Source organism: Amycolatopsis keratiniphila, assembly GCF_000400635.2.
Lineage (GTDB): Bacteria > Actinomycetota > Actinomycetes > Mycobacteriales > Pseudonocardiaceae > Amycolatopsis > Amycolatopsis keratiniphila.
Window position 1 is genome coordinate 2,533,734 of record NC_021252.1, and the last position, 13,860, is coordinate 2,547,593.

At 70.5% G+C, this 13,860-nt stretch carries 12 protein-coding genes; 7 read left to right on the top strand and 5 right to left on the bottom strand.

Annotated features, from left to right (window positions below; genetic code table 11):
• Positions 1–47: 47 nt before the first annotated feature.
• Positions 48–2,054, bottom strand: a complete 2,007-nt coding sequence (locus AORI_RS52850) for a prolyl oligopeptidase family serine peptidase (protein WP_016332745.1) — start codon at positions 2,052–2,054, stop codon at positions 48–50.
• A gap of 85 nt (positions 2,055–2,139) precedes the next feature.
• Here AORI_RS52850 and AORI_RS52855 point away from each other — a divergent pair, with 85 nt between their 5' ends.
• The 3 genes from AORI_RS52855 to AORI_RS52865 are packed head-to-tail and all read left to right on the top strand — an operon-like array spanning position 2,140 to position 4,018.
• Complete coding sequence (locus tag AORI_RS52855; protein ID WP_016332746.1) at positions 2,140–3,060, top strand: neutral zinc metallopeptidase; 921 nt, start codon at positions 2,140–2,142, stop codon at positions 3,058–3,060.
• Positions 3,057–3,539 (top strand): hypothetical protein, encoded by a 483-nt coding sequence (locus AORI_RS52860; protein ID WP_016332747.1) that lies wholly within the window; start codon positions 3,057–3,059, stop codon positions 3,537–3,539. The genes AORI_RS52855 and AORI_RS52860 overlap by 4 nt, the downstream gene beginning before the upstream one ends.
• A 47-nt stretch (positions 3,540–3,586) precedes the next feature.
• A complete protein-coding gene (locus AORI_RS52865; protein ID WP_016332748.1) occupies positions 3,587–4,018 on the top strand; it encodes a CBS domain-containing protein in 432 nt (143 codons plus the stop codon).
• An 81-nt stretch (positions 4,019–4,099) separates the two neighbouring features.
• On the opposite strand, the gene AORI_RS52870 is transcribed toward AORI_RS52865, so the two are convergent.
• Positions 4,100–5,665 (bottom strand): DUF4139 domain-containing protein, encoded by a 1,566-nt coding sequence (locus AORI_RS52870; protein WP_016332749.1) that lies wholly within the window; start codon positions 5,663–5,665, stop codon positions 4,100–4,102.
• 83 nt (positions 5,666–5,748) lie between these two features.
• Here AORI_RS52870 and AORI_RS52875 point away from each other — a divergent pair, with 83 nt between their 5' ends.
• The 3 genes from AORI_RS52875 to AORI_RS52885 all read left to right on the top strand — a co-directional run bounded on the left by AORI_RS52875 (position 5,749) and on the right by AORI_RS52885 (position 9,770).
• Positions 5,749–7,560, top strand: coding sequence for a Xaa-Pro dipeptidyl-peptidase (locus AORI_RS52875; RefSeq protein WP_016332750.1), 1,812 nt, complete (start codon positions 5,749–5,751; stop codon positions 7,558–7,560).
• A gap of 156 nt (positions 7,561–7,716) precedes the next feature.
• Positions 7,717–8,571, top strand: a complete 855-nt coding sequence (locus AORI_RS52880) for a M23 family metallopeptidase (RefSeq protein WP_016332751.1) — start codon at positions 7,717–7,719, stop codon at positions 8,569–8,571.
• 149 nt (positions 8,572–8,720) lie between these two features.
• Positions 8,721–9,770 (top strand): DUF4192 domain-containing protein, encoded by a 1,050-nt coding sequence (locus AORI_RS52885; protein WP_016332752.1) that lies wholly within the window; start codon positions 8,721–8,723, stop codon positions 9,768–9,770.
• Positions 9,771–9,934: 164 nt separating this feature from the next.
• On the opposite strand, the gene galE is transcribed toward AORI_RS52885, so the two are convergent.
• From galE to AORI_RS52900, 3 genes are all read right to left on the bottom strand, one after another.
• Positions 9,935–10,888: a UDP-glucose 4-epimerase GalE gene (gene galE / locus AORI_RS52890; protein ID WP_123798858.1), complete on the bottom strand. Its 954-nt coding sequence runs from the start codon at positions 10,886–10,888 to the stop codon at positions 9,935–9,937.
• Between the two features lie 117 nt (positions 10,889–11,005).
• Positions 11,006–12,184: a galactokinase gene (galK, locus tag AORI_RS52895; protein WP_016332754.1), complete on the bottom strand. Its 1,179-nt coding sequence runs from the start codon at positions 12,182–12,184 to the stop codon at positions 11,006–11,008.
• Positions 12,181–12,900: an iron-dependent transcriptional repressor DtxR gene (locus AORI_RS52900; protein ID WP_016332755.1), complete on the bottom strand. Its 720-nt coding sequence runs from the start codon at positions 12,898–12,900 to the stop codon at positions 12,181–12,183. The genes galK and AORI_RS52900 overlap by 4 nt, the downstream gene beginning before the upstream one ends.
• A gap of 108 nt (positions 12,901–13,008) precedes the next feature.
• On the opposite strand from AORI_RS52900, the gene AORI_RS52905 reads away from it, so the two are divergent.
• Positions 13,009–13,857 (top strand): sulfurtransferase, encoded by an 849-nt coding sequence (locus tag AORI_RS52905; RefSeq protein WP_016332756.1) that lies wholly within the window; start codon positions 13,009–13,011, stop codon positions 13,855–13,857.
• The last annotated feature ends 3 nt before the right edge of the window (positions 13,858–13,860 follow it).

Below are 13,860 nucleotides of genomic sequence, written 5' to 3' on the forward strand. Positions count from 1 at the left end.
GGGTCGTTCAGGACACAAGATGTCCTGAACGACCCTTTCATGACACGTCAGGCGAGCTTCTCCCACAGGAATTCGAACATCAGCGCCCATTTGAACGCCAGCTGCTCGTTGTCGGCCGCCGCGCCGTGCCCGCCCTCGATGTTCTCGTGGTACCGCACGTCGTGCCCCTGCTCCACCATCCGCGCGACCATCTTGCGGGCGTGCGCGGGATGCACCCGGTCGTCCCGGGTGGAGGTGACGAACAGGACCGGCGGGTACTCACGGTCCGCGTGGACGTTCTGGTACGGCGAGTACTTCCCGATGAAGTCCCATTCCGCCGCGTCGTCGGGGTCGCCGTACTCGGCCATCCACGACGCGCCCGCGAGGAGCTTGTGATACCGCTTCATGTCCAGCAGCGGCACCTGGCTCACGATCGCGCCGAAGAGGTGCGGGTAGCGCGTCAGCATGACACCCATCAGCAGCCCGCCGTTGCTGCCGCCCTGGATCCCGAGCCGGGACGGCTCGCTGATCCCGCGCTCGACGAGGTCGGCGGCGACGGCCGAGAAATCCTCGTAGACCTTGTACCGCTTGGCTTTCGTCACCGACGTGTGCCAGTCCGGCCCGTATTCGCCGCCACCGCGGATGTTCGCGACGACGTAGGTGCCGCCCCGCGCGAGCCAGCCGCGGCCGATGACGCCGCTGTAGCCGGGGGTCAGTGAGACCTCGAAGCCGCCATAGCCGGTCAGCAGTGTCGGCCCGCCTTCGGCACCGGAGGGGCGTACGACGAAGTACGGGATCTTCGTGCCGTCTTCGGACGTCGCGAAGTACTGCGAGACCGTCATGCCTTCGCTGTCGAAGAACGACGGAGCGCGCTTGAGGACCTCGACGTCACCGCCGACGTGCCCGTAGCTCAGCGTCGACGGCTGGGTGTAGCCGCTGGAGTCGAGCAGGTATTCGTCGCTGACGTCGGGGTCGGTGCCGGTGATCTGCGCGGTGCCCAGTTCGGGGGCGCCGGCGAGCGGCTGGGAGGCCCAGCCATCGGACGGCGTGAGCACGCGCAGTTCCGTCCGGACGTCGGACAGCGTCGAGAGCAGCAGGTGGTTGTGCGTCCACACCCAGTACTCCAGCGACGTGTGCGCGTCCGGGGTAAAGAGGGTCGTGAAGGTGCGCTCGCCCGCCATGAACGCGTCGAAGCCTGAAGCGAGCAGGGTGCCGGAAGGATACGTCGTGCCTTCGACAGTCCAGTCCGAGCGAAGCCGGATCAGCAGCCACTCGCGGTGCGAGGACGTCTGGGAGTCTTCGGGGACCTCGATGCGGTCGAGACCGGCGGCCGTCCGGACATACCTTTCCGTGCGGTAGAAGTCGATCGACCGGTAGACGAAGTCGCGTTCCCAGCCCTCGGTCGGGTCGTGGTGCGCGGACACCGAGACGTCGTCCGGTTTGCCCTCGAAGACCACCGTCGCCTCTTCGAGCGGCGTGCCGCGGCGCCATTCCTTCGCCAGCCTCGGATAGCCCGAACTGGTCAGCGTCCCCGGACCGAAATCGGTGCCGATGTACACGCGGTCCTGGTCGATCCAGCCGATCCTGGTCTTGGCCTCGGGGACGAAGAACCCGTCGTCGACGAAACGGCGTTCGTCGAGGTCGTACTCGCGGACGACGGTCGCGTCGGCGCCCCCGCGCGACAGCTCGACCAGCGCGCGGTGATACCCCGGACGGAGGACGGCCGCGCCCTGCCACACCCAGTTCTCGCCGTCGGCCTCGGCCAGGGCGTCGACGTCGAGCAGCAGTTCCCACTCCGGCGTGTCGAGCCGGTACTGCTCCAGGGTGGTACGGCGCCACAGGCCGCGAGGGTTGGCCGAGTCCTGCCAGAAGTTGTACAGGTATTCGCCGCGGCGGCGGACGTACGGGATCCGGTCGTCGGCGTCGAGGACCTCGCGGACCTCGTCGCGGATCGCGGCGAACCGCTCACCGGTGGACAGTTCCGCCAGCGCCTCGGCGTTGCGGGCTCGCACCCAGTCCAGCGCTTCGTCGCCGGTCACGTCTTCCAACCACAGGTACGGGTCCTCGTCACTCATGCCCACAGTCTCGCCGGGTGCTCCGTCCCGGCGCCACCAGGTGTGGCATTCCGTATGCTGTGGGCTCGCACGTTTGGGGGACACCATGACCGGCACCGACGAGGTACCCAGACCGTTCGCGCCCTCGCCGTCTCGCCGGAACCCGGGGGCGGCCGTCGTCGGTCTGCTCATCGTCGCCGCGCTGACGACCACCGGCATGGCGATGGCGGGCGGACCGCGGCAGATCGACGGCCGGGCACTCCCGGCGTCCGGCGCGTACGCCTCCGAAGGGGCCAAAGTGCCCGCCGGGAACGCGAAACCCGCGCCCAAGGAGGTGCGGGAACTGGAGACGAACCCGCTGCTGGCGGAGGGAATCTCGCTCGGCGCCGTCACCTGCCGCCTGCCCGCGATCAGCCGTGAGCCCGCGAAACTGGAGACGTACTACAAGACCTTGGTGTCCTGTCTCGCCGAATCCTGGAAACCCGCCTTGGAGCAGGCGAACGAACCCACGCTGACGGCGACCGTTCAGGTGACGTTGCCCGAGACCAGCGCGTGCGGGAAGGCGCCGAGCGAGAACGAGGCCGTCGCCTACTACTGCGGCGGTGACACGACGATCTACGCGCCGACCGAGTGGATGCTGGGCGACGCGGGCCTCGAACGGTCTCGTCACCTCGCGACGATGGCCCACGAGTACGGGCACCACGTCCAGCGGTCCAGCGGGATCCTGTCGGCGGCCGCGGAGAAGATGTCGTCGCCGGGTGAGGACAGCCCGGCCGACAAGGAACTGGTCCGCCGCATCGAACTGCAGGCGAACTGTTTCGGCGCGCTCGCCCTCGCGGCCGCCGCCGGACGTGGCTCGATCAGCAAGTCGCTGGCGAACGCGGCCCTCGACGACTACGGCCGCGCCGACGACAGTGACACCCACGGCAGCCGTCGCAACCAGCTGAAATGGGCGAAGGCCGGGTTCTCCGGGAAGACGACGTCGGCGTGCAACACCTGGGCGGCGCCCGCCTCGGACGTCAAATGACCGACGAGGTGATGGCCGAGATCAACACCGGCCTCCAGTCGCACATCTCCGGCGACCGGGCAGGCGCGCGCGAGAAGTTCGCGGCGTTGTGGGCACGGATCGGCGAGGACGGCGACCCGCTGCACCGGTGCGCGCTCGCGCACTACATGGCCGACGTCCAGGACGATCCGGCCGACGAACTCGCCTGGGATCTCCGCGCGCTCGCCGCGGCCGATTCCCTCACCGACGAACGCGCCAAGGAGTACCACGCGACGCTCGCCGTGCGCGGGTTCTACCCCTCGCTGCACCTGAACCTCGCCGAGGACTACCGCAAACTCGGCGATCACGAGTCCGCGAAGAAGCACTGGGAACTCGGCCGGGGGACACTCGGCGCGCTCGGCGACGACCCTTACGGCCTCGGGATCATCGAGGCGTACCGCGCGCTCGCCGAACGGCTCGGTCTCGAACCGGACTCTCCGGACTTTCGCGCTCGGCGGTGAGGCCATAACCTGGAGTGACTCAGGTCACCCATCCGGGAGGAGCGCGTATGCGGATTTCCGATCTGTTGCGGAACAAGGGGGCGGCCGTCGCGACCGTCTCGCCGGAGACGAACGTAACCGAACTGCTCGAGAGACTGGCGGAGCACAACGTCGGCGCCTTGGTGGTGGTCGACCCCGAGGGCGGGATCGTCGGGATCGTCTCCGAACGGGACGTGGTGCGGCGGCTCAACGAGCGCGGACCCCAGCTGCTCGACGGATCGGTGTCCGCGATCATGACGAAGATGGTCGCGAGCTGCACCCCCGAGGACTCGGTGGACCAGCTGTCGGTCCTGATGACCGAACGCCGCATCCGGCACGTCCCGGTGGTGGTGGACGGGAGGCTCGCGGGGATCGTGAGCATCGGTGACGTCGTTAAGACCCGGATGGAGCAGCTGGAGAAGAGTCAGGAACAGCTGGAGGCGTACATCTCCCAGGGCTGACCCCGGTCCGCCAAGTGTCATGAAAGGGTCGTTCAGGACGAAAGATGTCTTGAACGACCCTTTCATGACATCCGGTGGCGGCTACTCGCGCCACCCCGACAGCTCGACCCCCTTTGCGACGTCCACCCGGTACCCGAGCGTCACAACGCCCTTCGCGCCCGAAGCGAGCGTCAGCCGCCAGGTGAACTCGCCCAGCTCGGTCCGCTCCACCGGCTCCGGCGTGGTGCGCACGTCCCGGACGGTGATCGCGTCGTCCCGGGAGACCGGCGCCTGGTCCAGCACGGTCACGACGGCTTCGCGCGGGCTGTGGTTGACGATCGTCGTGGTGTACGCGGCTTCCCGCTTGCGCACGCCGGACAGCGTCGCCTTGCTCGCCGTGCGGTGCGTGAGCTCGCGCTCGATCCGGATCCGGTCGTCCACGCCGAGGGCGAGTTCGAGTTCCTCGCCCGGCGCCCAGACGTCCAGCCGCGTGGTGCCGACGAACTCCGTCTCGTGGAACACCGACGCCTTCCCCGGCCGCAGCGTGTGCTCCGAAGTGTTGACCACGGTCGCCCGCAGGAACGCCTCCGGGGACACCGCCGGCGCGGTGATGTAACCCAGTTTCGCCGTCAGCTCCAGTTGCGCGAGCGTCGTGCGGTGGCCCTGCGCTCCCGACGGCACCGCCACCGGGCGGCCCGGCCGGTAGGTGACCGCGGTGGTGCCCTGTTCGACGGACGCGGTCCGCGCGGCCATCGGCGGGCCGGCGGGCGCCGGCATGCCCACCGACTCCGGCATCCCGCCGCCCGCGGGTGCCGCGCTGCCGTACGCCGCGCGCGCCATCAGCGGCTGGACCGGACGCACGCGGTCGAGGAACCAGGGTTCGAGTTCCGGTACCTCGACGGTGTTCGCCGGCCGCGCGGTCGAGAGGGCCAGTTCGCATTCCGGCCAATCCTCGCCGGTGTGCTGGGTGATCCGCCCGTACCAGGTCAGCGAGACGTCCTCGCCGCGGACACGCACGTCGTAGCCGGGTTCCCAGCTCGCGTTCGCGACCACATAGGACAGTTCGAGGCCGATCTCAGCCCCGTCCTCCCCGGGCTCCAGTTCGACCGTGACCGTCGCGCTGTCCACTTCGGACGCCCCTCGTTTCGCCTCGATCTCGCGGTCCAGGGCTTTGAGGTCGTCACGGAGCCGGGCGAGGCGGATGCCGAGTTCGCGGCGCTTGCCCAGCGCCTCGGCCAGTTGCGCGCCGAGCGCGTCGGTGACCTCGGCGACGCGGGGCGGTTCCGCCGTGCCCGCCGCGAGCGCCTTCGCGAAACTCTTGCCGCTGCGCGTCGCCAGGCTGGTCAGCAGGTCGACCTTCGCCGTCTCGGCGGAGACCGCGTCCGCGACCTCGTCGACCACCGCCTGATCGGCCTTGCGCTGTTCGGTCAGCGCGCGCAGTGAAGCGTCCGCCGGCGCGGGATGGCGCTCGACGGCGACGTCGACCCCGGCGATGACCGCCGGACCTGAACCGGTGACGCGGACCGAATCCGTGTCCAGGTTCCACGGCAGGCCCGCGAAGGCGAAACGCGTTTCCCCGTCGAGGGCCGCCGAAGCCCGCCTCGTGATCCGGGCGTGGTGCGGGTAGACGGTGACGGCGACGATCGGTGCTTCCAGGGTGCTCGGCATGCCTCCGACGTTAGTCTCTTGACACCCGTTCGGGTGGCCGGAAGCCTCAGCTTCGTCTTGCCCACCAGCCTTTTGGGGGTCTTGTGAGAGTCGCCAGGCTCGCCGCCCTGTTCACCGCCGTCCTGGTCCTTCCGGCGACGGCGCTGCCCGCCCAAGCCGACGCGCCGCCGGCGCCGGTCTTCAAGGACGGCCAAGCCCAGCCGGTGTTCGACCCGGCGGACGTCATCCGGGAAAACGTCTGGGTCACCGCGCCGGTCGACAGCGACCACGACGGCAAGGACGACCTCGTGCACGCGGAGGTCGTGCGGCCCCGCGCGACGCAGCAGGGCATGAAGGTCCCGGTCGTCTACCAGGCCAGCCCGTACTACGCGGGCGGCAACGACGTCGCGAACCACAACGTCGACGTGGAGTTGTACGTGCCCGGAGCGAAGCGCGCCCCGGCGGGTCCGCGGATCGCGACGAAGACCGTCGGCCCCAACGCGGCCCCGATCAGCTGGCGTTACCAGGACTACTTCACCGCCCGCGGGTTCGCCGTGGTGTACGGGGAATCGCTCGGCAGCGGTCAGTCCACCGGCTGCCCGAGCACCGGCGACGTCAACGAGACCATCGGCGCGAAGTCCATTGTGGACTGGCTGAACGGCCGCGCGACGGCGCGCGACGCGGCGGGCAAGGCCGCGGTCGCGGACTGGAGCACCGGCAAGACCGGCATGACGGGCGTCTCCTACAACGGCACGCTGCCCAACGCGGTGGCCAGCACCGGGGTCGAGGGGCTGGAGACGATCGTCCCGATCGCGGCGATCTCCAGCTGGTACGACTACTACCGCAACGACGGCGCCGTCGTCGCGGCCGGCGGATTCCAGGGCGAGGACGCGGACGTGCTCGCGGACTACGTCTACACGCGCCAGGACCGCGCCGTCTGCCGCCCGCTGATCGACCGGATCGGGGTGGACCAGGACCGGGTGACCGGTGACTACAGCCGCTTCTGGGACGTGCGGAACTACCGCAACGACGTGAACAAGGTGCGGGCCTCGGTGCTCGTGGTGCACGGCCTCGGCGACTGGAACGTCAAGACCGACCAGGGCACCCGCTGGTACGAAATGCTCAAGGCGCGCGGTGTCGAGCACAAGATCTGGCTGCACCAGGCCGGGCACGCCGATCCGTACAGCCTCCGCCGCGACGTCTGGCTCGCCACGCTGAACAAGTGGATGTCGCACTACCTCTACGGCATCGACAACGGCATCGAGCGCGAGCCGAAGGCCACCATCCAGCGCGAGGACAAGTCGTGGGTGGACGAGCCGGAGTGGCCGCTGCCCGGCACCCAGGACGTCAAGCTCTACCCGTGGCCCGGCGGTTCTTCGAAGGGCAAGCTCGACACGCGTAACCCCGTCCCGGGCAAGGCCGCCGTCGAGACGCTGGCGGACGACGCGAGCAAGACGATCGAACAACTGGCCGCCGCGCCTTCGTCGGGCAACCGGCTGCTGTACTCGACCACCGCGGCGAAGCAGCCGGTGCGGCTTTCCGGGACCGTGAAGACCGACCTGTCGCTGTCCTTCGACAAGCCGGCCGCGAACGTGACCGCCGTACTCCTCGACCGTGCCCCGGACGGGACGGCGAAGGTGATCACCCGGGGCTGGACCGACCCGCAGAACCGGCGCGACCCCGCCCGCACCGACCCGATCACCCCCGGGGAGAACTACAAGGTCGAGGTGGAACTGGTCGCGAAGGACTACCTGCTCGCGGCCGGGCACAAGATCGAGTTCCTGGTCGCCTCCAGCGACCACGACTACACGCTCCGCCCGAAGCCGGGCGCCGGTGTCTCGGTCGAGCTGAACCGCACTTCGCTGGTGCTACCGGTGGCGGGCGGCAAGCCCGCGCTGCGTGCCGCCTTCGGCTGAGCGAGGCCGCGCTTTCCGGATGCCACGTCCCCCTCGGGACGTGGCATCCGGCGTTTCGGATGGAAAACGCCGACCCGACCTCGGGCTTGTACGGAAAATGTATTTCCCCCGGCTTTGCTCCGTCCTGTCCGGCTTCCCCACCTGATGGAGGTCTCCATGTCCAGGTTGCGCCGTTTCGCAGTGCTCGCCGCGGCCGCCGTTCTCCCCGCGCTCGGCCTGACCCTCGCCGGTACGACGCAGGCGTCGGCCGCCCCGAACTTCCAGGTCCCCTTCAAATGCGGCGTCACGGTCACGGCGGCGACGTTCAGCGGGCACAGCCCGGCGAACTCGGTCGACTTCCAGAAGTCGGGGATCACCGGGATGGCGGTGCTCGCGTCGGCGGGCGGCACCGTCACCCGGGTCGCGAACGAAGGCAGCACGAGCTACGGGCGCTGGGTCGAGATCGACCACGGCGGCGGCTGGCGTACCCGGTACGCCCACCTTTCGACGCAGTCCGTCTCGGTCGGCCAGGCCGTCAGCCTCGGCAAGCAGATCGGCACGGCAGGCGCGACCGGCGGCGTCACCGGCCCCCACCTGCACTTCGAAGAGCGGCTCAACGGAGTGGTGCAGAAGGCGGTGCTGAACGGGGTCGCGGTGCCGTACTACGGCCACACCAACTTCACCAGCAAGAACTCGTGCAGCGGCAACCCCTACGAGGCCACCGAGGTGTGCGGCAGCGGCTTCTCCGTCGTCGACTCCCAGGGCCTCGCGAACGGTTCGGGGACCGCGTACCTGCTGTACAACTCCTCGACCAAGGCCAACTGCGTCACCACGCTGAAGGCCGTTTCGCTCGGCACCGCTTCGCCGGTTTCGGCGTTCCTCGAGGTGCAGGGCTCGGCTCGCGTGACCGACTCCGGCAGCTTCACCTACTACGCCGGACCGGTGAAGAAGACGGCCGCCGCGACCTGCGTCAAGTGGGGCGGTTCGGTCGGGTCGAACGCCTACGAGAGCCCGTTCGAACACTGCGGCTGATCCCGCGGGGCCGGGCACTGTAGACCACGCAGGCGACAGGATCGGCGTCCCGCGATCGGTCCCGCGGCGGTTGTCCACAACGGTCCCGGCTGTCCACAGATCTGTCCCGCCCCCACCCAGCGGCCCCATTCCCGCCGCAGGGTGGGGGCATGACCACTTCCACCCCGACCGGCAGGACCAAGGTCGATCTGACGGATCCGGCGGACCTGCTCGCCGCGATCCCGTACCTCCTCGGATTCCACCCCGAGGATTCCGTCGTCGTCTTCGGCCTGCGCGGCCCGGGACGGATGAAACAAGGCCTCGTCATGCGCGTGGACCTGCCGCCGCCCGGCCTGGAACAAGACCAGGCGCGTGACCTGGCGATCAGGCTCGCCGTGTCCGGGCACACCGGTGCCACCCTCGCGGTGGTCGGCGGCGGCACCGCGAACAAGGCGGGACGGCCACCGCGCCGCCGGTTCGTCCGGCGCCTGGAAGCCGCGCTGGCCGAGTACGAGATCTCGGTGACGCATTCGGTGTGGGCGCCCCGGATCGCCGCCGACGTACGCTGGGGCTGCTACCGGGAAAGAACCTGTGGCGGTCTCCTGCCGGATCCGCGGGACTCGGTGGCCGCCGCGGTCGTCACCGGTGCCGGGCACGTCACCCACGCGAGCCGGGACGAGGTCGAGCGGCTCTTCGACCCCGTCGAGCCGGAGACCCTCGCCAGACGGGCCGATCTCCTCACCAGGATGGCCGATCCGCCGTGGCGAGGGGCGGATCCCGTCCCGGCCGGAGTCGCCGAGGTGAACGCCGCCCTCACCCGTGCCGACGGCGGCGACCGGGCGATCACCGACGACCAGGCCGTCCGGCTGGCCTGGGCGCTTTCCCTGGTCGAGGTCCGCGGCGCTTGCCTGCTCACCGCCGTCCCCGCGGATTCGGCGCTCGCCCGCGCGGCGGAGGACCTCTGGCTCACCTTGGCCCGGGAGCTCCCGGCGCCCGAAGCGGCCGAGGCGCTCGTCCTGAAGGCGCACGCCGCCTATGTCCGAGGCGACCTGGCGACCGCCGGGATGGCCTTGGCCAGGGCCGGTGAGGCCGACCCCGGGCACGGGCTGGCGAAGCTGCTGAGCACGGCCCTCAACGCGATGGTGCCGCCGGACGACCTGATCGAGGTGATCCTGCGGCAGCAGGCCGAAGGACCACCGGAGATCCGGCTCAGAGCCTGATGGCGGAGGTGAGGTTTCGTCCGGGAAGTCGCCAGACGCGTGAACCCGCCCGGCCGAAGGCCCCGCGATCGCGGGGGCAGGGCGCCTTGTCCGCATCCGTGACGTGGATAACCAGGTCGCGCCCTGCCGACGTCGATAGCGGACGCGGGTTCACCAACAGGCACTCAGACGTTCCGGCGGGACCGGGTGAACGCCCACGCGTCGGCCACGATGCCGTCGAGGTCGGTGCGCTCGGGCTTCCAGCCGAGTTCGTCACCGGCCCGCTCACTGGAGGCCACGAGCACCGACGGGTCGCCCGCGCGGCGCGGCGCGACCGCGGCGGGGATCTCGTGACCGGTGGTCCGGCGGCACGCCTCGATCACCTCGAGCACCGAGAAACCGGTGCCGCTGCCGAGGTTGTAGATGCGGTGTTCGCCGTCGGCCGCGTGCCGCAGGGCCAGCAGATGCGCGTCGGCGAGGTCGACCACGTGGATGTAGTCGCGGATGGCGGTGCCGTCCGAGGTCGGGTAGTCGTCACCGAAGATCTGGATCCGCTCGCGGTCCCCGGTGGCGACCTGGAGCACGAGGGGGATCAGGTGGGTTTCGGTGGTGTGCCGCTCGCCGAAGGAGCCGTAGGCGCCGGCGACGTTGAAGTAGCGCAGGCTGACGGCGGCGATGCCGTGGGCGCGCGAGAACGACGTGATCGCGTGGTCGATCGCCAGCTTCGTCGCGCCGTAGGTGTTGGTCGGCTGGGTCGGCGCGGTCTCCGGGATGGGGGAGGACTCGGGTTCGCCGTAGGTGGCCGCGGTGGAGGAGAACACCAGCCGCTTCGTGCCGTGGTCGCGCATCGCTTCGAGGAGGCGGAGCGAGGTCAGGACGTTGCCTTCCCAGTACTTCGCCGGATCCGTCATCGATTCGCCGACCAGCGACTTGGCGGCGAAGTGGAGGACACCGTCGTAGCCGTCGCCGAGCAGGCGCCCGGCGACTTCGGCGGCGTCGCCCTCGACGAAGGTGGCGTCCGGGTGCACCGCGTCGGCGTGCCCGGTGGAGAGGTCGTCGACCACGGTGACGTCGTGCCCGGCCTCGATGAGGCGGGCCGCGCAGACACTGCCCACATAACCGGCTCCGCCCGTCACCATCAGCTTCAGGGTCTTGGTCGGTTCGTCGGTCACGTTCGCGCCTTTCTGCTGCGGATGCGGTCGCGGCCCAGTGTCCTCGCCCCCGGGCACGGTGCGCGCCCGGGGGTGGTGCGGCGGCTAAAGCCCGTCGCGGCCCGCGCCACGCGACGGCACGGCGGTGAACAGCCTGGGGTGGCGCAGATCCGCCGCTTCGTACGCGGCCTTCACCGCTCGGCCCACGGTGTCCACATCGGACTCCCGGACCAAGGCGATCGCCGATCCGCCGAAGCCGCCGCCGGTCATCCGCGCGCCGAGCGCCCCGGCTTCGCGGGCCGAATCGACGGCGAGGTCGAGCTCGCGGGTGGAGATCCGGTAGTCGTCGCGCATGCTCACGTGCGAGGCGTCCAGCTGAGGGCCGATCTCGGTGATCCGGCCCGCGCGCAACAGGTCCACGGTGTCGAGGACGCGCTGGTTCTCCGTCACCACGTGGCGCACCAGCGGCACGAGTTCGTCCGGCAGCTTGGCGAGCGCGGTGTCCAGCCCGTCGACGCCGATGTCCCTCAGCGCCTTCACCTCGAGCAGTTCCGCGGCGCGTTCACAACCCCTGCGGCGTTCGCCGTAGCCGCCCTCGGCGTGCGAATGCTTCGTGCGGCTGTCCATGATCAGGATCCGGACGCCGGATTCCTCCAGCGGGAACGGCACCTGCTCCATCTCGCCGGAGCGGACGTCGAGGAACAGCACGTTCGATTCCGTGCAGCACAGGGAAGCGGTCTGGTCGAGCAGGCCGGTCGGCGCTCCGACGAAGTCGTTCTCCGAACGCTGCACCCAGCGGGCCACCTCGTGCAGGGTCGGCGCACCCGCGCCGGTCCCCGGGGTGATACCCGCCAGCCCCAGGAGGGCGAGCGCGACCGCGCATTCGAGCGCGTGGGAGGAGGACAGGCCCGCCCCCGAGGGCACGTCCCCCGCGATCATCACGTCCGCGCCGCCGAGGCCCTGGTCCCGCAGGACCCACGCGACCCCGGCCGGGTACGCGGCCCACCCTTCGACCGAGCCGGGCCGCAGATCCGCGATGGTGAGCGGGCCGGATTCCTGCACCCGGCCGTCCGAGCCGAGGGTGGCCACGGTCAGCACGCCGTCCTCGCGCGGCGTCGCCGCGGCGGCGAGCCGGTGCGGGAGGGCGAAGGGCAGCACGAAACCGTCGTTGTAGTCGGTGTGCTCACCGATCAGGTTCACCCGGCCCGGTGCGGACCAGACGCCGGCCGGAGCCCGGCCGTGGAGGGCCTGGAAGGTCTCCGCGGCGTCGGACGCGGCGCTCACCTGGCTTGCGCCAGCACGGCGTGCAACGCCGAGACGGGCACCTGCGCGGTGCTGCTCCCGCCGGTGACCTCGATGGTCCCGCCGGGCGCCGTCTTGCCGACCTTCACCCGGCTGCCGGGCACGATGCCGACCGACTTGAGCTCCGTCATCAGCGTCTCGTCCAGCTGCACGTGCTCGGCGATGCGGCGGATCTCGACTTCGCCGCCACCCATGCGGGCGAACTCGTCGAGCCGCACGAGGTCGGCTTCGGCGGGCGGGGCGGGATCACCGTCGCCGAGCTTGTCCAGCCCCGGGATCGGGTTGCCGTAGGGCGACGTGGTGGGGTGGTCGAGCAGCTTCACCAGCTTGCGCTCGACGGCCTCGCTCATCACGTGTTCCCAGCGGCAGGCCTCGTTGTGGACGTGCTCCCATTCCAGGCCGATGACATCGACCAGGAGGCGCTCGGCCAGCCGGTGCTTGCGCATGACCGCGATGGCGAGTTCGCGACCGTGCTCGGTCAGCTGCAGGTGCCTGTCGTCCGCGACCACGACCAGTCCGTCGCGCTCCATCCTGGCGACGGTCTGGCTCACGGTCGGGCCGCTCTGCTGCAGCCGCTCCGCGATCCGGGCCCGCAGCGGGACGACACCTTCTTCTTCGAGCTCGTAGATGGTACGCAAGTACATCTCTGTGGTGTCGATGAGATCGTTCACGCTGTCCCCTTCGTCCGCGTTGCTCATCGTAGTCGCTGGCACCGACAGCGACGCAGGCGTGGGGAGAACAAGCACCGAGGCGGGAAAAGTCCCCCAAGCTGGGCATGGAGCCGTGCGTCACGGGAAGATGGGCCCATGCGCCCCATGATCACCACCAGCGAACTCGCCGAGCGGCTCTCCGGGCCGGAATCGGCACGCTCAGTAGTCCTCGACGTCCGCTGGCGGCTCGCCGGGCCGCCCGGCGCCGATTCCTACCGTGAGGCACATCTTCCGGGCGCGGTGTACGTCGATCTCGACACGGCGCTCGCCGGGGAACCGGGTGAGGGCGGCCGTCACCCGCTGCCCGAACCGGAGACGCTGCAGCGGCACCTGCGGGCGGCCGGGGTCCGCGCCGGTCACCCGGTGGTGGTCTACGACGACTCCGACGGTTCGGTCGCGGCCCGGGCGTGGTGGCTGCTGCGCTGGGCCGGGCACACCGAGGTCGCCGTGCTGGACGGCGGGTTCGCCGCGTGGGCCGGGGAAGAGCGCCCGCTCACCGACGAGGTCCCGTCACCCGAGGAGGGCGACATCGTCGTCGTGCCCGGCGGCATGCCGGTGCTCGACGCGGCCGGGGCCGCCACGCTCGCCAGGGACGGTCTGCTCTTCGACGCGCGGGCCCGGCCGAGGTACGCGGGGGAGACCGAGCCGATCGACCCGCGCGCCGGGCATATCCCCGGCGCGGTCAACGCGCCCTTCTCCGGGCACGTCGGTGAGGACGGCCGCTGGCGTGACGCCTCGGAGCTGGCCGAGCGGTTCGAGGGGCTCGGCGTGACCCCGGAGACACCGGTCGGTGTCTACTGTGGATCGGGCGTCACCGCCTCGTCCGTCGTGCTCGCGCTGGAGGTCGCCGGTCATCCGGAGCCCGCCGCGCTGTACGCGGGTTCGTGGTCGCACTGGTCCCGCGATCCGGAGCGCCCGGCGGCCACGGGGGATCTGCCCGGCTGACCC